This window comes from Bacillus cereus group sp. N21, from assembly GCF_016483395.1.
Taxonomy (GTDB): Bacteria; Bacillota; Bacilli; order Bacillales; family Bacillaceae_G; genus Bacillus_A; species Bacillus_A pseudomycoides.
In genome coordinates this window covers 77,339-97,481 of sequence record NZ_JAEHBX010000010.1, presented here as the reverse complement: position 1 = coordinate 97,481, position 20,143 = coordinate 77,339, and the positions used below count along the sequence as shown (strand labels likewise).

The window sequence follows — 20,143 nt, the reverse complement described above, 5'->3', positions numbered from 1 at the left end:
GATTTTTCTATTATAGTACATCACGCTTTTGGAATAATGTACTTGATGTAACGAGTAATACTACAAAATAAGCAAGTACTAGCAGTAAAGATGTTGTGAAATTAAATTCTGTAAATGGTGGTTCAGCGCCGCCACTAATTAATTTGTTGCTGTCGTACATACTTAAGTCCAAATGGAAAAACACAACAAATTTCGCAGTACCTTTTCCAAACATCATAAGTGCCATCTTAATTGGCCTTTGTAGGAAAAATAGGAACAATGTAATAATTAATGGCAACACAGATTTTCTAAATACATTTGCCAAGAAAAAGGCAAGTGTTACAAAGAAGAACGGTGCAAGAAGTTGATATGAGATTGATTTAAGCAATATGCTTAACGTTAAATCTGTTTTCCCTCCGTCCATTGCAATTGCACCGATAATCATTGCAATTAACATACCAGCAAAGACAACAAATAACATTGTTAGTAATACAGAAATGTATTTAGAAAATAAAATCATAATTCTTTTTCTCGGACGAATTAATAATTGCTTAATCGTTCCTTTTTGAAACTCCTCTGTAATCGTACGAGAAGCAATCGTAATACCGAAAATTGTTGCAAATAAAATAACTAAACTAATATCTGACTTCGTAAAATCTAAATATGTTCCATTAAAATCTTTAGCTTCACCCCATTTTAATATTGCGAGGACACCTAAAATTTCTAATGCAGCAATTACACCTATTAAAATATACATACCTTTTTTTGCATGTAATTTTAGCAATTCATTTTGAATTAATTTAAACATTACGCTCTCACTCCCCCTGTAATCGCTAAGAACTCATCTTCTAACGTTTTATTTTGTACTGTAACGCCATATACAAGTACATCAGCATGCACAAGTTGTTTTACAATTTGCGGAATCTTTTCTTTTTCTACAGAAGTCACAACTACGCTTCCTTGTTCCTTACCTTTAATGATTTCATTCGCTTTCTGAATTTGATCTACCTCAAATGCCACTACAATCGTTTCATCATGCTTCGCTTGTTCATGTAAGTTATACTCCTGCACAAACTGTCCTTGCTTAATAATAACAACACGATCGCACATCAATTCAATTTCACTCAATAAATGACTCGATACGATGACAGCGATATTTTCCTCTTTCGCTAATCGTTGTAAATAATCACGAATTTGACGAATACCAGCCGGATCTAATCCATTCGTCGGTTCATCTAAAATTAAAATTTTCGGGTTATGCAGAAGCGCTTGCGCAATCCCCAGACGTTGTTTCATTCCAAGTGAATATGTTTTCACTTTCTTATGGATAGCGTGTTCTAATTCTACAAGTTTTACAATTTCAGTAATTCGTTCTTTACTAATCGGCTTAACTGCCATATTTGCAAAATGCTTTAAATTTTGCATTCCTGTCATATAGTCATAGAGTTCCGGATTCTCGACAATCGCCCCAATTTCTTCTAACGCCTTCTCACGTTCTGTCCGAATGCTATGACCACAAATTGTAATATCGCCTTTTGTCATTGAAATCAGACCAGTCATCATCCGAATTGTCGTCGTTTTCCCACTTCCATTCGGTCCAAGAAATCCATATACTTCCCCTTCACGAACCTCAAATGAAAGACCACGAATAATTTCATTTTTCCCTATTTTTTTATGGACGTTTTCTAATTTCACTACTACGTTTCCCAATGATTGTTCCTCCTTTAGACTTCTAGTTTTTTGTCGATGATATGACTTGTTATTACCATCAATAAAAAAGTTAATAATAAACTAAAAATTAAATAAGAAATATTTGAAGCATCATTAAAATAAAAAGATGTTTCGAAAAAACCATTTTTATCTATAACTCCAACATTTTTTATCGAAAATACATATATATTTATTTTGTCTAGCATATTAGTTATAACAAACTGGATTCCACCGAAAACAACAAAGAAAATTATAAATAACATTTTATTTAATGAGGATTTCACATTAAATAGTTTTACAACTATGATTATGAAATACAGAGAAACTAATGTACTCACTAAATCTATAATCCATAAGAAGATAGAGAACAAATGGTGTAAAAGCCCATAATTGTATAACCTATTAATGGCTTGTTGTACCCCTCCATTCGCTTTATTCTCATATATATTGATAGAAAGAAGATGTAAAAAAGCAATTCCTATTAACGACAATAGAGTAAACATTATTATAAAAAATAATAAATTCGCATATATATATTTCTTTGATGGGATGGCAACATATTGAATCATAGACCCTCTTACTATTTTTCTGAAAGAAGAGATCGCCAATAAGAAGATAGAAAATGCAGTCATACAAAATAAGAATATAAATATGATTAATGCTATATCTTGTCTATTTGAAACCCTTATCCCTGAGGACCCCTTCATATTAAATAATAAAATTAATGAAATAGTAATAAATCCAAAATAAATTATCCATACCTTCTTTTTATTACAATTATATAAATATCGAAGAAGTGAACTCATTTCCTGAACACCTCCTTAAACAACTCATTTACAGCTTTTCCCCTCTGAAAACGAAGCTCTTCTACATTCTCATGCAGTACAATCTCACCATCCTTCAAAAAGATAACCTCATCAAAAATGTTTTCAATTTCGCCAATTAAATGGGTCGAAATGATGATAGTACAATCTTCACGATAAAATTGTAATATAAGTTCTAGCACATGCTCCCGTGAAACAGGGTCGATTCCGCCAAGTGGTTCATCTAATATATAAAGTTTTGCTTTTCTCGAAAATGTTAAAATCAGCTGTAGCTTTTCAACCATTCCTTTTGACAGTACTGTAATTTTTTCTTCTAGCGGTATTTTAAATTCAGCTATCGTATCAACCGCCTTTTGAATATCAAAATCTTGATAAAAGTCTCTATAGAAAAATAAAGCCTCTTTTACAGTCATCCATTCATCAAATACTGGTCTATCAGGCATAAATGAAACAATCTTTTTTGTTTCTAAACCTACTTTCTCACCTGCTATTGTGATATTTCCTTCCGAAGGGTGCTGCAAACCTGAGATCATTTTCAATAATGTTGTTTTTCCACTACCGTTATCTCCAACAAGACCAACGATTTTTCCTTCTGTAATCTCTATGTTTAGCTCACGAATCACTGCTTTTAAACCATATCGCTTCCATAAGTTCTCTATTTTTAATAGCTCTGTCATCAGCTCTCCTCCCTTTTCTCTTCCAATGAGGAACGAAGGATTGAGAGAATTTCCTCTTCTGTAAAACCTAAATTGTCCATTCCGTTTATAAAAGAATGAAGCAACTCTTTTGCCATATCTTTGCGCAGCTCCATAATTTTCTCCCCTTCGCTCGTTACATATCTCCCCATCCCTCTGCGTGTTACAACGATACCTTCTCTCTCTAGTTCTTGAAATGTACGCTGAATTGTATTTGGATTGACTTGTAACTCACTCGCTAATTCACGTACAGAGGGAATTTTGTTACCAGGTAATAAATGACCTGTTACAATTTCCTTTTTTATGTATTCCATCATCTGAATATAAATCGGTATGTTAGGAGAAAACTCAATTTTCATTTCCCCCCTCCTTTTGTCTTAGTGTACTAGTTAAATAGTACACTAAGACAAAAGGGATGTAAATACTTGTAAGTTAAAAATATAACAAAAAAAGGTAGTGCAACCTTCGTTGCACTACCTTCCTATTTTATTTCGTTACCATTTCTGCTTCACTTTCTTCAAAAGGCCACTTCGGTAACATATTACGGAGTTCCTTATCAGAGCGATAACCCAGTGCGTATTCTGCCTGCATAATAGTATGAATCTCACGTGTTCCTTCGTAAATAACTGGAGCTTTTGCATTTCGCAAATATCGTTCTACTGGAAATTCATTTGAATATCCATATGCCCCGTGCACCTGCACTGCATCATTTGCCGCTTCAAATGCAGCGTCACAAGCGATCCATTTTGCTAAAGAAGTTTCACGTGTATTACGTTTCCCTTCATTTTTTAACCACCCAGCTTTATAAACCAATAAACGTGATATTTCAAGGTTTGCAGACATTTTCGCAATCATTTGCTGCACAAGCTGATGTTTCCCAATTTCTTTCCCAAATGTTTTTCTCTCTTCACAATACTTTACACTTGCCTCCAAACTTGCTTGAATCAGTCCGCACGCACCTGCTGCTACTGTGAAACGTCCATTATCTAATGAAGCCATTGCAATTTTAAATCCTTCACCTTCTTCTCCAAGAAGGTTTTCCGCTGGTACTTTTACTTCATCTAAAAATACTTCACCTGTGTTGCCAGCTCGAATGCCAAGCTTTCCTTTTATCGCTTTTGTCGATACTCCAGGAAATGTTCGTTCTACGATAAAACAAGAAATACCGCGGTGCTTTAATTCCGAATTTGTTTTCGCGAATATTAAAAAGTGATCTGCCACATCACATAACGAAATCCACGTTTTTGATCCATTTAAGACGTAATAATCGCCTTGTTTTACCGCAGTCGTTTGCATCGCAACAACATCTGATCCTGCATTTGGTTCTGTTAAACCGAAAGCCCCAATTTTTTCACCTTTCGCTTGTGAAACAAGGTACTTTTGTTTTTGTTCTTCTGTTCCCCATTGCAGAAGTGTCATACTATTTAGACCTGTATGTACAGATACAGCTGTACGGAAAGCTGTGTCACCGCGTTCTAATTCTTCACAAACAATAGCCAGCGTATTATAATCCATACCCACGCCGCCATATTGTTCTGGGATACAAACGCCCATAAATTGCAGTTCTGCTAAACGCTTCAAGATTTTTTGTTCAAAATGTCCTTTTTCATCCCATTCTTTAATATATGGAATAATTTCATTATCTACAAAGGACCTCACTACTTTTCTAACACTTTGTTGTTCTTCTGTTAACGAAAAATTCATTTGTACTGCCTCCTTATATCCATTGATTTTTTGTCATTCTCGTAATGATTTCCTGAGAATACCCTAATTTTCGCAAAATCTTTTCTGTATGTTCCCCGTGGAGTGGTGGATATTTTTGCATCTGTACTGGTGTCCTTGAAAGCTTTAATGGTGAACCTACAAGTTTAAGATTTTCAATTGTTGGATGTTTCATATGAACCGTCATATCTCTCGCCACGGCTTGCTCTGTTTCTAGCGCTTCTTTCACATTAAGAATTGGTCCATTTGGAATTCCTGCTTCATCCAAAAGTTGTTTCCATTCCTCTTTCTTTTTCTTCTTCATTTCAATAGCAATCATATTGACGAGCTCATCTTTATGCTGAAGGCGACTTGCATTTGTTTTATAACGTTCTAAGCTGGATAAATCTTGTCTACCTAGCAACAAACAAAACTTATGAAACTGCTCATCGTTTCCGACCGCAACAACAAGATCACCATCCTCCGCTTCAAATACTTGATACGGAACAATATTCGGATGCTGATTGCCAAGTCTCTCTGGTAATTCACCTGTACATAAATAATTGCTCGCTACATTTACTAATGCTGCTAATTGGGAATCAAATAAAGAAATATCAATTTCTTGCCCTTCTCCCGTTCTATTTCGGTGCTGCAGAGCCGCTAAAATCCCGATACACGTAAAAAGACCTGTGAGAACATCTGAAATTGCAACCCCTACTTTTGCAGGCTCTTCATCCTTTCCTCCTGTTATACTCATAAGCCCACTCATTGCTTGAATCATATAATCATAGCCAGGAAGATGTGAAGCAGGACCCTTTTGACCAAACCCACTAATAGAAGCTAGAATAATGTCTCCCTTCACTTCTTGTAACACATCATAACCAAGTCCCATTCTTTCAAGTGTCCCAGGCTTGAAATTTTGCACAACGATATCAGCATGAGAAACAAGCTTTTTCAAAATATCCTTTCCCATTTCTGATTTTAAATTTAATGTAAGCGACTCTTTATTGCGATTCGCACAAAGAAAATAAGCACTTTCTCCTTCTACAAAAGGCGATCCCCATCCTCTTGTATCATCACCATTTCCTATATTCTCAACTTTAATTACCTCAGCTCCTAAATCACCGAGAATCATTGTACAAAAAGGACCGGCAAGAACCCGAGATAAATCAATAATTGTAATCCCTTGTAGTGCTCCCTCCAACTCCTTCTCCTCCTATAGTAAAAACCAGCAAAACCAATGAGAAAAAAAGGAGACATGTTGGTTTTACTGGTTTGTATTTACAAGCTATTGTGTAAAAAATTATTGTACTTTTACTTGTGCCAACACTGATTTAAATGCATTGATTACTGTATCTACTTCTTCATAACTAATTGTAAGCGATGGCTCAATACGAATTGTTTTCGAATTAATTAACGTTCCTGCAACAAGAATTCCTTGATCAAACATCGCCTTCGATACTTCATAACCAATTTCATCCTTATGGAATTCAATCCCAATCATTAAACCTTGGCCACGGATTTCAAATACTTTGTCTTCATGTCCTTCCGCTGCCTTTTTCAACCCTTTTAAGAAATACTCCCCAACTTCCGCAGCTCGTTCTGGTAATTTATCTTCCAATAATACATGGATTGTTGCAATTGCAGCAGCACATGCAAGTGGATTGCCACCAAACGTTGTTGTATGCATGAATGGATTTTCAAACCAGCTTTTGAATACTTTTTCTTTAGCAACAATTGCACCCGCTGGCATTACGCCCCCGCCAAATGCCTTTGCAAGACAAATAATATCCGGTACAACATCATATAATTCTGCAGCAAACATTTTCCCAGTGCGTCCCATTCCTGTTTGTACTTCATCAAAAATAAGTAGTGATCCGAATTCATCACAAAGCTCTCTCACTTGTTTCAAATAATTTTCTGGAGGTAAAATAATACCGCCCTCTCCTTGGATTGGTTCTAAAATAACAGCTGCAACATCTTCTCCAACTAACGCGCATGTTTCAAATGTTTTTCTCATCATATCAATATCACCAAATGGGACGTGACGGAAGCCTGGAATTAATGGTAAGAATGGTTTACGGAACATTCCTTTTGCTGTTCCAGATAAAGAACCAAGACTCTTACCGTGGAAAGCACGTGTTGTGGAAATAAAAGTTGTTCGTTCACTGTACATTTTTGCTAGTTTTAATGCTGCCTCCACACTTTCCGTCCCACTATTTGTAAAGAAAGCATATTTCAAATCACCAGGTGTAATATCCGCTAAAATTTTTGCAAGAATCGCACGAAGTGGATCTAGTAAATCCTGACTATGCAATGCTTGACGCTTTAATTGATCCGTTACAGCTTTTACAACTTTCGGATTACGGTGTCCAACATTATAAATCCCGAATCCACCTAAACAATCAATATATTTTTTCCCATTGATATCCATGAAGCAAGATCCTTCATCAGACCATTCTACTGCTGCAAATTGCCCATCTTTTGTTACTGTTTTTCTATATGCGAGGAAGCCAGGATTTACGTGTTCTCTAAATCCATCTACTGTTTCTTTTTGGATCCAGTTCGCCTCTTCTGCAGAAACTTTCTCTTTTTCAATTAGTTGCAGTACTTTTGTAATATAATCATTTACACTCGTATTCTTCACATCTTGTTCATTAGATTTACTTTTCACATTCGTTTCCATCTATTTCACCTCTACAGTCTTTTTATTTGCAAACCAACCAATTGGTTCTACTTCTAGATTTATATTAATCTGCTTAATTTCTTGGAATTCCTCTAAACCAAACGTTCCTAAGCTACGACCGATACCACTTTGTTTATATCCGCCCCAAGGCGCCTCGTTGTATGTTGGGTGGTAACTATTAATCCACGTAATTCCTGCACGAAGCTTGCGGATTACACGTATCGCTTTAGCACCATCAACTGTAAATACACCTCCAGCTAAGCCGTAATCTGTACCGTTTGCTAGTTCAATTGCTTCCTGTTCATCCTTAAATTTTTGGATAACTACAACAGGACCAAAAATTTCTTCCTGCACAATACGCATATCAGGTTTTACATTGACAAAGACCGTTGGTTCAATAAAGAAGCCATCACCTTTCCCATCCGCCAGTATACGCTTTCCTCCGCAAACAATTTCTGCTCCTTCATCTTTTCCAATCTCTATATAGCGTAATACTTTTTCCATATGCTCCTGACTTACAAGTGGCCCCATCTCTGATTCTGGGTTATCACCAGGTCCAACATTAATTTGCTTTGCTCGTTCTACGAAACGATTAACAAATCTATCGTAAACGCTTTCTTCTACAAGAATTCTTGATCCTGCTGAACATACTTGTCCAGCACCTGCATAAATACCAAACAGAGCATAATCAACAGCTGTTTCAAAATCTGCATCTGCAAAAATAATATTTGGAGATTTCCCGCCTAGTTCTAGCGAAATCTTTTTCATATTATCTGCCGCTGTTCTCATAATGTGCTTTCCTGTTTTTGTTCCGCCCGTAAAGGAGATCATATCAACTTTATTACTTGCTGCAATCTCATTTCCTACTATTGGCCCGGCGCCCATTACCATATTGGCAACACCTTTTGGTAATTCTACTTTTTCCATTATTTCGAATAATTTCATTACAGTGATTGGTGTAACCTCAGAAGGCTTAAATACAATTGTGTTTCCAGCTGCTAAAGCAGGTGCAATTTTCCAAACACTCATTAGTAACGGATAATTCCAAGGAACTATTAAACCACAAACACCAACTGGCTCTCTCACTACCATAGCTTGCATCGGATCAGCTACATGATACGTTTGTCCGTCTGGCTTTGTAATCAACCCAGCATAATAGCGGAAACAAGCTGCCGCATCTCCAATATCTCCTTCTGCCTCTCGATATGTTTTCCCATTATCCATTGTTTCAAGACGCGCAAGTTCTTTCAAATTTTTATCAATTTCATCTGCTATTTTAAATAAATAAGATGCTCTTTCCGCAGCAGAAGTTTCTGACCAAATTCCGCTATCAAAAGTAGCTCTTGCCACTTCAATCGCGTATTTCGCATCCTCGATCGTTCCTTCAGGTGCATATGCGATAACCTTGCCATTCGCAGGGTTAATAATCGGTCTTTTCTCTTGATTACTAGAATCTCTCCATTCACCGTTTAGATACATTTTTAAATCTAGCACTGTATATAGCCCCCCTTTGTCAATCATTCATATATTATATAAGCAATAATTGTGCCAACATTTGAAATACGAAGCAATCATACAAAAACTGACGATTTCTTTAAATAACCTATACAAAGTTATGCATTTTTGCATAGATTATTACATTTCGCATAATTACAACAAAGAGAAGGGGCAGTCTATGTAGACTCCCCCTTTCTCCTTTAAAAATACGAAATTGTATCAATTGCTATTTCCTTTTCATTCATGATTTTTTGATATTTACGACTAACAGAAGACTGGCTTATCCCAAGAGCCTTTGCTGCCTTTGTTGTCGTTTTATACTGCTTCATTGCAAGTAAAATTAATTGTTCTTCTACAGAATGCAATGCTTCTTGTAGTGGCAAAACTCTTGTAATCACTGGCTTTGATTTTTTAAAATCATATCCAGGATTAAGGAATTTACTAACAAATTCAGCATCAATGACTGAATCATCTGCCGATACTACTAAACGTTCAATCATATTCTGTAATTCTCTTACATTTCCTGGCCATGAATAAAACTCTAGTAAATTTAGTGCATCAGGAGTTAAATGATAGTTTTTATTATATTTTTCATTTAACTCTTGTAAAAAATGAAACGCGAGTAGTGGAACATCTTCCATTCGTTCTCTAAGCGGTGGAACTTGCAGTGGGATGACATTTAAGCGATAAAATAAATCTTCCCGGAACGTGCCCGCTTCCACCATTTTTTCAAGACGTTTATTCGTCGCGGCAATAATTTGAACATTGATTTTCGTAGGTATTGTGCTTCCAATTGGAATTACCTCTTGTTCTTGCAATACTCTGAGTAATTTTACTTGCAGATGTAAAGGCATTTCTCCAATCTCATCCAAAAATAAAATCCCTTGATCCGCCCGCTTAAAATACCCTTCTTTTCCATTTTTATCAGCACCAGTAAAAGCACCTTTCGTATAGCCGAACAGTTCACTTTCTAACAATGTCTCTGGAATCGCACCGCAATTTAATTTTAAAAATGGCTTTGAAGATCTGTTTCCAAGTTGATGAATCGCTTGTGCAATCACTTCTTTCCCAACACCTGATTCTCCAGAAATAAGAACATTTGAAGAAAAATCAGCTATTTTTTTTGCTTGAGTAATAATTTGCTCCATTTTCGGACTACAATAAATAAGTTTCTTAAGAAAGCGATCTTTATTTTTAAAGCTGTCCAACTCTTTCTTATATTGTTCGGATATCTTTTTTATCTCATGCAATTCCGTCTTTAATCGCGTTGCTTCTGTAATATCTCTTGAGGCAATAATAATACGATGAAGCTCTCCATTTTCATTAAACACAGGATTTCCAACGGCTAATATCTTTCTACCTTTTTTTGTCTCTTGTACAATCGATACCTTTTTTTGTTGTTCCAACACTAATCGTGTAACTGATGGACTAAATAACCCTTTTTTCTCTAAGTCTAACAAATTTTTTCCTAAAAGATCCTTCAAATCTCTTCCCCAAAAATCATTGATAACGGTTTCACTATAACGGATTAATTCCCCTTTATGATTAACTACTAATATTTCATCATAAATGCTAGATAAAATTGCATGTAAGTCTTTATTTAAATCCTTTATATATTCAATTTCCATAGCCATATCCTCAACCATCGGTAAATCTTGCACAATAATGACCATTCCTTCGATTCTTTGATCGAAGCTTGGTATAGGACTGTAGTCAACTAATACTCCCATCTCATTTGTTATTTGTAATTGATTTAAAATCGTTTTTCCTGTTGCAAATACATTGTTAATATGTTCCCCATTAAAAATCTGTTCTGCTGGTGCATTCATTACTTTTTCAGGAGTAGATTTAATCATCTTCAAACCAGATTCATTACAATTTACAATTTTCTTTTCACGGTCTACTACAAAAATCCCCATTGGAATAGAAGTTAAAATAATTTTCAGTAGATCCACACTTTTATTTTCTTGTTTAAATAGTTCTGCAAAAACATCTTCTCTTCTTATGTATCCCGTTAACTCTCCTCTTTCATTTTTCACTATGGCAATAGGTGCCCCAATAATTTGAAAGAGAGCTGTTAAGGAAATATTTTTGCTAAGATGACATATTGTATCTAATGAAACAGCATTTGAAAGTAACATTTTAGTCGTTAAGCGCTCACTTCTTGATAGCAGCTCCTTAACATGGACGTATGCAGATAATTGATCTTCTCTTTTTAAAAACAGAAAAGATTCTTTCATATTTTCAGCGTCTATATTCCATTCCTGTTCAGATTGATCGATCGATATGGAAACAATAGGTCTAATTTTATCATGAGCAATGGAAAACATTTTGTTACTCCTCCTTTAAACTGCTTAACTTGTATTGTATCATTAAAATCGGATTTTTTTAATTAATCTGACAATATACATTTTTTACTTACTTAAATAAAAAAAGAAGATGGATAGTTCCATCTTCCTCCCTAAAATTAATCACTACCACTAATTAAAATATCTTCTTGAATATACGCTAATACCATCCCTGGGATTACTTTATCTCCTGCTTCTACTTCTAAAGATTGTACTTCTCCGCTACATCCCATTTTAATTACTTCCAGCTTACCATTCATATTTTTAATCGCAAACAGTGGTTCCCATTCATAAATTCGAGAGTCCTTATCAATAGCAACTTTTTCAACTGTTCCATAGCATGGGCTCGTAACTATTTCATAATACAAAATAAATCATTCCCTTCCTTTATTCTATTAATATTGCTCTGCCAACATTTGTGACTGGAGAATCATATGAAAAAAGCTTTGAAAATCTTCTACATCTTCTATTTCAATTCCTAGCTTAGGTGCCCAGTATTGCTCTTCTTCGATATCTTCCTGACTTAATAAAATCATTCTTCCATTTTGAATAGATGTGACCATTGCTTTTCCAAAAAATTGCTGTGAATACGTGACTGCTATATCATAGCGATGATGATTCGACACAATACAGTAATAACCAATTGGTTGCTTTTCAATTTGTTCTAATAAAATGTCCAGTTTCATTTGATTCCTCCCTTTAACTTAAAAATGCAACCATCCTCTTAGACGCGACGCTTCTACAATTTTACGAACCCCTTCTATATAAGCAGCAATTTTCATATTTACCCCAAACCGTTTTGAAGTGTTAAATACATCAGAAAAGCTAGATGTAATTTTTTCTTTTAAACATTGGTCTACATATTGCTCTGTCCAATAATATCCTTGGTTATTTTGGCACCACTCAAAATAAGAAACAATAACACCTCCAGAGTTCGCTAAAATATCCGGAACAACTAAAACATCTTTCTCTTCTAATATTGTTATCGCCTCTTTCGTTGTCGGACCATTTGCAGCCTCAATGATAATCTTACACCCAAGTCTTTCTGCATTATGTTTCGTAATTACTCCTCCAATTGCTGCTGGAATGAGTACATCACATTCTTTTTCTAGCAACTCTTGGTTAGAGATTGTTTTACTAAAGAGGTTCGATACAACACCAAAAGAATCTCGATTCTCTAATAAATAAGGAACATCTAGACCGTCTGAGTTATAAATGCCACCTAAAGCATCAGATACTCCTACTACTTTCACACCAATATCATATAAATATTTTGCCAAATGACTTCCAACGTTTCCAAACCCTTGAATGATTACCCGCATATTTTGAATTGGAATATGTTTTAATTCACTTACTAATTGGAGCGTGTATAATACCCCTTTAGAAGTAGCTGTTTCTCGTCCTTGTGATCCTCCTAGCATTAACGGCTTTCCAGTAATAAAACCAGGAGAATCAAATTCCCTAATATGATCATACTCATCCAGCATCCAAGCCATAATCTGAGCATTTGTATACATATCAGGAGCTGGAATATCTTTAGTAGGTCCAACAATTTGGCTTACTGCTCTTACATAGCCACGGCTAAGTAACTCTAATTCTCTAAAGCTCATCTTCTGCGGATCACAAATAATTCCGCCCTTTGCTCCTCCATATGGAAGTCCTGTAACTCCGCATTTTAAGCTCATCCATCCGGCCAACGCTTTTACTTCCTCTGCTGTAACATCTGGATGAAACCTGATACCACCTTTTGTTGGCCCTGCTGCATCATTATGCTGAGCACGATATCCTTGAAATACCTTTGTTGTTCCATCATCCATTCGAACAGGAATACTTACTTCTAAAAAACGCATCGGCTTCTTAAGAAACTCGAATACTTCCTCTGGATAATGCAAAACATGGAGTGCTTCTTTTAATATGGATTGAAATTCCTCTAAAGCATTTTCCGACTCAACTTTTTCTTGAATAGATTGTGTTACATCCTCTTTTTCTGATTGAATTGCCACGATAACACCTCATTTATTTATTTTTACTAGTGTTATAAAGCAATAATCGTGCCAACTGGAAATATAATGTTTATATTATCGTTTCAACCTCAACTCTTTCTCTTATTTACAAAATGTCTCACGTTCTTTATGAATAGTTGAATGATTTATGCATTATTGCATAATTGTAGCCTCTACAAAATAAAAAACACCGGATAAATCCCGATGTTTTTTATTATTTTACATTTCCTGCACTTCTTCAAAATGCATTTGCGGAGGTGCTGAACGAAACATGTTCGTAATATATAAAAGATAACCGATTCCAATGGCAGCCCAGCTAAGTCCAAGAATAAGCGAATGAATATTGAGGTTAAACCATAACACAGCCACTGTACCTGCACCTAAAATAGGCATAACTAAGAAATTTAAAAAATCTTTTGTTGTTTTATATCTTTTTTGCTTTATAACATAGTAGGCAATTACAGATAAATTAACAAATGTAAATGCAATAAGCGCTCCGAAGTTAATAAGAGATGCTGCTGTTTCTAAATCAATAAACATAGCAGAGAGCGCAATAATTCCCACAAAAATAATGTTATATACTGGCGTTCGCAAGCGAGGATGAATGTATCCAAATATCTTCTGCGGAATTACATTATCTCGCCCCATTACGTATAATAATCGCGATACACTTGTATGAGAAGCTAAGCCTGATGCTATTGTTCCCATAAATGTTCCTACTAAAAAGAAAGTTTGAAATAATTTTCCTCCGACGTATAATGCAATTTCTGGAGCTGCTGATTCTTGATCTTTAAATACGGATGCATCTGGAAAAAAGGATTGTGTAAAGTACGTAGTGACAATGAATAAAATTCCGCCAATTAAAGCAGTAAGAAAAATAGCTCGAGGAATCGTCTTCTTTGCGTTTGGTGTTTCTTCTGAAAATGTAGTTACTGCATCAAAACCTAAAAATGAAAAACAAAGAATTGTTGCCCCTGCAACTAACGGTGATATTTGTATATCTGATTGAAAAAACGGCTGAATGGAAAAGACTTCTCCAGTTCCTTCTCCTGCTATCAATCCTTTTATAACGAGAACTACAAACACAACCATTACTAGCACTTGAAATGTTACTAAGAACGTGTTGAAATTGGCAGTAACATTTACACTAATAATATTGATAAATGTAATAAGTAGAACAAAACCAATGACCCATGCCCAATCTGGAACACTTGGAAAAAGTGCCGACATATAAATTCTTGTTAATAGTGCATTCACCATTGGTAAAAACAAATAATCCAATAATGCTGACCATCCAACAAGAAACCCCAGCCTTGCACTAATTGTCTTTTGTGTATAAGTGTAAGCAGATCCAGCAGTAGGAAAAACCTTTACCATTTTTCCGTAGCTTGCAGCTGTAAATAACATCCCTGCTAATGCAATAAGATAAGCTCCAGGAACATGCCCACCCGTTTTTTCAGAAACGATTCCAAATGTATCAAATCCTACCATTGGTGTCATATACCCAACGCCTAGCATAACAATTGACCAAAGTCCTAATGAACGCTTTAACCCAACTCCTTTTCCCACCTATCATTCCTCCTACTTTCTCTATCTAATTTTCATGTACAGATTGATAACTAAACAGAAAACGCTTTCAACGAACCGTATATGTTATATAATGCATTACAAAACCCCTTTCTTTATTTTTTAAATATTCATGCAATTTTTGAGCCAAAATTGTCTTTGTTAAAAAATTTACTAAACAGCCATATTTTTTTATGCTCCAATGAAATTACAGGTGGGATTATTTTTCTAATTGCTTCGTTAATTTTCTATTCATTTTGACATAACTTATTCAATCTCTCATACCAATAAATACAAATGAAGTGAAACTTTAATCAGTCGGCGAATAAAAACTTATCATGAGATAATAACATTATGTAAACTATTCATAACAAAAAAGCTGCCTTTATATGAAAGACAGCTTTTTCAATCTTATCTATTAAAAATCGAATACGAAATCATCGTCTGATAACTTTTCAACATTTGTTGCTTTTACATAACCATTCCCTTTTACAGAGAAGAAATCATGGTTTTTCGTATCTGTACGTAAACCGTTTAATACGATTGGGTTAATTTCTTCTTCCTCAAAGCGTGGTTCTAATCCTAAGTTCATAAGCCCTTTATTCGCATTGTAACGAACAAAGCGATTTACATCTTCAACAAGACCAATGGATGTATAAATTTCTTCTGTATATGCCATTTCAATTTCATACAGTTCCATCAATAACTCTTGTGTTTCTTTTTGCACCTCTTGTTGTTCTTCTGCAGAAAATTCCGCAAAGATTTGCTGTGCTAAAATACCAACGAATACGCCGTGAATTGACTCGTCACGAATTATTAAGTTAATAATTTCACCACTCGCTGTTAATTTTCCTTGTCCTGCTAAGTAAAGCGGATAGAAAAATCCGCTATAGAACAAGTAACTTTCTAAAAATACACTTGCTACCATAGCCATGTATAATTCTTTTTTCGTTACTTGTGGCTTCAATAAACGACGATAGTAACCTGTAATAATACCTGCTTTTTTCTCAAGCAATGGATGGCTATCTACCCATTCAAAGATCTCATCAATTTCTTCTTCCGTTGCGAGTGTCGTAAAGATATGACTGTAACTCTTCGCATGTACTTCTTCCATAGCACCCATGAAAGCTAATACACTTTTTGCTTGCAAATTCTCAAGATGAACAAGTACAAGTGGCATCCCTTCGCCGCCTTGCTTTGTATCTAAAAGTGTTAAACCACCTAATACACGCTTATACACAATTTGCTCTTCTTTTGATAATTGCACCCAAGTATTTTTGTCAGAAGATACCGCAATTTCTTCTTCTGTCCAAAACTGAGCGATGTTTTGCTTCCAAAACATTAAACTAAAATCGTCTTCTTTTTTGTTCCAGTTTACCGCGCGCATTGAATCGCCCCTTCTCTATCAATAAGCTTTTCTAACATGCGGTAAAGCTTTCAGTTTGTAATGAAAACTTAACCGCATGTTAGACGTCTTAAATTTTATAACTAAGCATGAGCAGGGTCAGAAAAACCCTGCTCATGATGTCTTACTCTTTATTTTGTATATCAATCAATTATAGTTTGCATCAAACTGTACAAGCAACGCACTCTTCCACGCTTAACTTACGTGTTCTTGTATAATACAAACTCTTTAGACCTTTTTTATGTGCATAGATGTAATAACGTGCTAATTCACGCGTAGAAATATCGCTATTTACATAAAGAATTGTACTAATTCCTTGGTCAATATGCTCTTGAATTTCTGCGATTAAATCAATTAGTTTAAACTGATTCATATCGTAAGAAGATTTATAATACCAGAACGTATCTTTTGATAAATACGGCATTGGGTAATATGTTGTCGCATTTGCATACGTTCTTGACTCAATTTGACTTACGATCGGCATTACGCTTGAAGTTGCATTTTGCACGTAACTGATCGATTGTGTCGGAGCGATAGCCAATCTATATGAGTTGTATAAACCGTGCTTCTGTACTTCCTCTTTTAGACTTGTCCAATCTTCTTTTGTTGGAATATAGATTCCTTCAAATAACTGCTGTACTTTATCAGTTACAGGACTATAGTCTGTTGTTTCATACTTTTCAAAGTATGAGCCATTTGCATAATCCGACTTATCGAAGTCTTTAAATGTTTCGCCCTTTTCTTTCGCAATACCCATACTCTTTTCAATGGAGTAGTAATTTAACATCATAAAGAATGTACGAACAAATTCTTTCGCTTCTGCACTTTCATAAGCAATTTTATTTTTCGCTAAATATCCATGTAAGTTCATAGCACCAAGTCCAACTGAATGAAGCTCATCATTTGCTTTTTTCACAGTCGGCGCGTTTGGAATAACAGTCATATCAGAAACAGCTGTTAATGCTTCCATTCCTGCATGAACTGCTTCACGAATTTCTTTATTCTCCATTACGTTTACAATGTTTAATGATCCTAAGTTACAGTTAATATCACGGCGGATAATGTCATCTGTACCATAGTCATTAATTTCAGATGTTTCTTGTAACTGGAAGATTTCCGTACAAAGGTTTGACATCTTCACAGTTCCAACATCCTTTAACGGATGTTGTTTGTTCGCATTTGATTTAAACATTAAGTATGGATAACCAGACTCAAGCTGAATCATAGCAATTTTAATGAGCATATCACGTGCACTAATATCAAGTGGCTTCTTCTTCACATTCGGATTACTCATCAGTTCATCATACATTTCATCAATATCTATATCATCTAAATGTTTTCCGTACTCTTTATATACTGTATAAGGTGCGAAAACATGGAATGGTTCGTTTTTCTCTGCAAGCTCAAAGAACTTACTCGGAACGATAATACCGATTGATAGGGACTGAATACGGCTCTTCTCGTCGGCATTTATTTTTTTTGTATCGAGGAATTCTATAATATCCCAATGGAAAATGTTTAAATATACTGCTCCGGCACCTTTTCTTTGCATATTGTTACTCCATATCTTTAAAACGTATGGGGGATAGTCATTTCTGCTATCCTCTCTATATCGCTATAGAGTTCAGACCATATCTTCTTCTCACCAAATTCTTTGTTTAACCACTCATCGTATTTTTGATGTACATGAATATGACATAAATCACAAAGTGGCAATAAATTCATCATAAGGTTTGCTTGATCAAAGCTTTCAAAAAACGGAATGGAATAATGTGATGTAATCTTAGTGTATTTATATCATATTTTTCTAAACACCTTTGACAACGAAAATCATAAAACTCAAACATATACTCTCGCATCCTGGACCAGTTTTTCCCATACTTGTTCGTTGTGCCGTAATTCAGCTCCACAAAAAATTTATTATTACAACTTTTTGAACAAAAAACTTTTGAATCTCTAACAGTATATGCTGGCCTAGAAAAAGGGTTTTCACAGTAAGAACATATTAAATTTACAAGCTGACTTCTATTCAATGTCCACCTACACTCATGCAAACATGTTTTTGTTACACTTTTATCAGAATAAAATTCACTCGCACATATAACACAAACTAATTTATATCTTTTAGTTTGACATTTCTTACTACAAAACTTTTGATTTATCCTTTTTCCTACAAATGATTTTCCACATCCAAAACATATTAAATTATAGTTTGTATTAATAAGTGCAAGCTTCTTCCGACACTCTAATATTCCACACGTTTTGGATCGTTCCATCTCTCTTTTATTATTCTGATTAACCTCATATTTACTTTTACAAATAGGACATATTTTTGTTATAAAGCTCTTTTTTCTCCCCATAACTGGATACACCCTTTGAATTTGGTTGGTTTGAGAAGCCAGGTTCGAGCTATATAGTCACCTACATAGCCACTTGGTCGTTGAACCTTCTCCCTATCTAATAGACTTAGGAGCTCGGCTGCTGATTTCCTGCAATCTTGGATTTTTAGGGGGCGCTACGTAATTTCTTCGTAGTATCCTACCTAGATATACTCAGGCGTTCCAGCAATTGACCCGGTTTTATAGTTGAGCCATAAGTTAACCCAACTGATTCGCATATGAAAACGAATCTTCAAGCAATTTCATAACTGGTACAACACCGCTTGCTGCGTTATCAATACCTTTAATTTGCTCACCGCGTGCGCGTAGCTTAGAAAGGTTTAAAGCGACTCCGCCACCAATTTTTGATAGCTGCATCGCCGTATTAATATTAAATCCAATCGAATTTAAGCTATCATCCATCTCTAACAAGAAACAAGACACCATTTCTCCTCTTCTGCTTCTTCCTGCATTCAAAAAGGTTGGTGTCGCTGGTTGGTAGTTTTGTTTTACAATCATGCTTGCAAATTGTTTTGCTTTATTAACATCACCGCGTCCTAAGTATAATGACACAATTGATACACGATCTTCGTAGCTTTCTAAGTATTGTTTTTGATTATTTGTTTTTAATGCATAATCCTTATAAAACTTAGATGCCGCCATATAAGATTGGAACTCGAAGTTTTCACCGTATGCAACGTTGTATACTTCCTCTACTTCCTCCAACTTATACTCGTCCAGAACGTTGTAATAGTAATCGTGCTTATTCATATACTCGATTCGCTCTGCCACGCTATCAAAATGAACGGTATTCGCTCTCGCTTCTTCCATAAAGACTTCTAATGCTTCTTTATCTTTATGAAGCTGGTAGAAACCGTCTTGCATTTGCGTGATTTCATTATTCAGTTCAATGTGTCGCAATCTCCCGCACCCTTTCTTTAAAATATTCTACATCTTTATTTGTTCCAGATAACTCAAATTTTGATACAATAGGTACTTCGTATCTGGATGAGATTTTATCTGCACTTGCTCCGAACATATCTCCCCAGTTGCGATTGCCACTTGCAGATACGCCTTTTAAATTTGCATTATTGCGTTCTAAAAATTCTAAAACACGTTCCGGCACATTTCCAAAACCTGTTGTATACGTAATAAGAACAAAATCTTCGTCTAATACTAGATCGTCATTAATTTGAACGGCCGGCATATTTAATTTGTGGATGAAACGCTTCACGTTTCCTGTCATAGAATCATATGCAACTAACATTTCCGACCCTCCCCTTCTTTCTTTAATATCTAGATGTCGTTTCATGATTTCCCTATATATTGTATTACGTTTCAAAACAAGACA

Annotated in this window: 16 protein-coding genes and 2 pseudogenes; all 18 read right to left on the bottom strand. The window is 35.3% G+C overall.

From position 1 onward, the window contains the following. Positions 1-10 precede the first annotated feature (10 nt). The gene (locus tag JDS96_RS08390; protein ID WP_199666587.1) at positions 11-787 is read right to left on the bottom strand and encodes an ABC transporter permease; all 777 of its coding nucleotides are present in this window, start codon (positions 785-787) and stop codon (positions 11-13) included. Then, a complete protein-coding gene (locus tag JDS96_RS08385; RefSeq protein WP_199666586.1) occupies positions 787-1,689 on the bottom strand; it encodes an ABC transporter ATP-binding protein in 903 nt (300 codons plus the stop codon). The genes JDS96_RS08390 and JDS96_RS08385 overlap by 1 nt, the downstream gene beginning before the upstream one ends. Before the next feature lie 14 nt (positions 1,690-1,703). Continuing rightward, on the bottom strand, positions 1,704-2,495 hold the full coding sequence (locus tag JDS96_RS08380; protein ID WP_018781040.1) for a hypothetical protein: 792 nt from the start codon (positions 2,493-2,495) through the stop codon (positions 1,704-1,706). Then, entirely contained in the window at positions 2,492-3,190 is a 699-nt protein-coding gene (locus JDS96_RS08375; protein WP_003206361.1) for an ABC transporter ATP-binding protein, read from the bottom strand. Before JDS96_RS08375 ends, JDS96_RS08380 begins: the two co-directional genes overlap by 4 nt. After that, positions 3,190-3,567: a GntR family transcriptional regulator gene (locus JDS96_RS08370; RefSeq protein WP_098173109.1), complete on the bottom strand. Its 378-nt coding sequence runs from the start codon at positions 3,565-3,567 to the stop codon at positions 3,190-3,192. Before JDS96_RS08370 ends, JDS96_RS08375 begins: the two co-directional genes overlap by 1 nt. Positions 3,568-3,694: 127 nt before the next feature. Next, the gene (locus JDS96_RS08365; RefSeq protein ID WP_003196109.1) at positions 3,695-4,912 is read right to left on the bottom strand and encodes an acyl-CoA dehydrogenase family protein; all 1,218 of its coding nucleotides are present in this window, start codon (positions 4,910-4,912) and stop codon (positions 3,695-3,697) included. 13 nt (positions 4,913-4,925) lie between these two features. Further along, positions 4,926-6,113: a CaiB/BaiF CoA transferase family protein gene (locus JDS96_RS08360; RefSeq protein WP_199666585.1), complete on the bottom strand. Its 1,188-nt coding sequence runs from the start codon at positions 6,111-6,113 to the stop codon at positions 4,926-4,928. Between the two features lie 99 nt (positions 6,114-6,212). Next, complete coding sequence (locus tag JDS96_RS08355) at positions 6,213-7,595, bottom strand: putrescine aminotransferase (protein WP_003196107.1); 1,383 nt, start codon at positions 7,593-7,595, stop codon at positions 6,213-6,215. Further along, positions 7,596-9,089, bottom strand: coding sequence for an aldehyde dehydrogenase family protein (locus tag JDS96_RS08350; RefSeq protein WP_199666584.1), 1,494 nt, complete (start codon positions 9,087-9,089; stop codon positions 7,596-7,598). It lies immediately after the preceding gene. Positions 9,090-9,292: 203 nt separating this feature from the next. Further along, complete coding sequence (locus tag JDS96_RS08345) at positions 9,293-11,422, bottom strand: sigma 54-interacting transcriptional regulator (RefSeq protein WP_098135130.1); 2,130 nt, start codon at positions 11,420-11,422, stop codon at positions 9,293-9,295. Between the two features lie 137 nt (positions 11,423-11,559). Continuing rightward, positions 11,560-11,808 carry a biotin/lipoyl attachment domain-containing protein gene (locus tag JDS96_RS08340; RefSeq protein WP_003196104.1) on the bottom strand — a complete coding sequence of 83 codons (249 nt, stop codon included), beginning with the start codon at positions 11,806-11,808 and terminating at the stop codon, positions 11,560-11,562. A 27-nt stretch (positions 11,809-11,835) separates the two neighbouring features. Then, on the bottom strand, positions 11,836-12,126 hold the full coding sequence (locus JDS96_RS08335) for an SAV0927 family protein (protein ID WP_016113952.1): 291 nt from the start codon (positions 12,124-12,126) through the stop codon (positions 11,836-11,838). A gap of 18 nt (positions 12,127-12,144) precedes the next feature. Then, on the bottom strand, positions 12,145-13,443 hold the full coding sequence (locus JDS96_RS08330) for a Glu/Leu/Phe/Val family dehydrogenase (RefSeq protein ID WP_003196102.1): 1,299 nt from the start codon (positions 13,441-13,443) through the stop codon (positions 12,145-12,147). Between the two features lie 219 nt (positions 13,444-13,662). Next, complete coding sequence (locus tag JDS96_RS08325) at positions 13,663-15,012, bottom strand: APC family permease (protein ID WP_199666583.1); 1,350 nt, start codon at positions 15,010-15,012, stop codon at positions 13,663-13,665. 415 nt (positions 15,013-15,427) lie between these two features. Then, a complete protein-coding gene (gene nrdF / locus JDS96_RS08320; RefSeq protein ID WP_003196100.1) occupies positions 15,428-16,396 on the bottom strand; it encodes a class 1b ribonucleoside-diphosphate reductase subunit beta in 969 nt (322 codons plus the stop codon). A gap of 181 nt (positions 16,397-16,577) precedes the next feature. After that, positions 16,578-17,963: pseudogene (locus JDS96_RS08315) on the bottom strand (ribonucleoside-diphosphate reductase subunit alpha); the annotation flags it as partial. 1,051 nt (positions 17,964-19,014) lie between these two features. Beyond that, a pseudogene (locus tag JDS96_RS08310) lies at positions 19,015-19,713 on the bottom strand (ribonucleotide reductase N-terminal alpha domain-containing protein); the annotation flags it as partial. After that, complete coding sequence (gene nrdI / locus JDS96_RS08305; RefSeq protein ID WP_006094109.1) at positions 19,700-20,059, bottom strand: class Ib ribonucleoside-diphosphate reductase assembly flavoprotein NrdI; 360 nt, start codon at positions 20,057-20,059, stop codon at positions 19,700-19,702. The pseudogene JDS96_RS08310 and the gene nrdI, both read right to left, overlap by 14 nt. Positions 20,060-20,143 lie beyond the last annotated feature (84 nt).